This window comes from Microvirga sp. P4_G7, assembly GCF_056401005.1.
Genome location: NZ_JBFUKD010001064.1, coordinates 1 through 795, shown reverse-complemented (window position 1 = coordinate 795; position 795 = coordinate 1). Strand labels below are relative to the sequence as shown.

The window sequence follows — 795 nt, the reverse complement described above, 5'->3', positions numbered from 1 at the left end:
GTCATCAGCCCTGCCCCTTTTCTGTCAGCCACGCATACGGCGCTTCCTTCGTCCCGCCCCGGCCGATTAAGCCGGCCTCTTTCAGGGGCGGAATGATCTTCTCCATGAGCGACATCGCCTTTGCTTCGTCTCTATCGACGTCGAGCAACTGCTCTACACATTTCTCGCGCCAGAGCAGGTATGGAACCGGACGCACTCCAGAGGGCACGTTCTCTAAGTCCACGTTCTCGACGGCGTGCGTGATGTTGAGATTGCGCAGGATACCGAGAGCGATTGTCGCCTCCTTCGGCAAGCTGACCTTCTTCGCCTTCGCCGGCCGATTATCGAGTTCCGGGATGTCCTCCCGCTCCTCCGGCTCGTTCACGAACCGGGTTACGTTGGCGTCGAAACCGAGTTCGATCGTCGTCTCCGGTCCGTGACGGTTCTTGCCGACGATCACCTGAGCAACGCCCTTGCATCGGGCGAGGGATCGATCGAAAGCCATCTTGGCCTCTGAGCCGTCGGGAGGGACTTTCTGCTTTCTCAAATAGTACTCCTCGCGGAACACGAACATGACGATATCGGCGTCCTGCTCGATCGATCCGGATTCCCGCAGGTCTGAGAGCATGGGGCGCTTGTCGTCACGCTCCTCGACACGCCGCGACAATTGGGAAAGCGCGATGATCGGAACGTTGAGCTCCTTTGCCAGCGCCTTGAGGCCTGTGGTGATCTCCGTCACCTCCTGGACGCGATTGTCGCTCTTCCGACTTCCATGGAGAAGTTGCAGATAGTCGACTACCAACAGTTCGAGACCGC

The 795-nt window shown here is 59.0% G+C and carries 1 protein-coding gene; it reads right to left on the bottom strand.

The window, feature by feature from the left end; genetic code table 11:
- Positions 1–4: 4 nt before the first annotated feature.
- A partial coding sequence (locus tag AC1DT3_RS23030; RefSeq protein ID WP_477467480.1) for a DnaB-like helicase C-terminal domain-containing protein occupies positions 5–795 on the bottom strand: 791 nt, incomplete at its 5' end.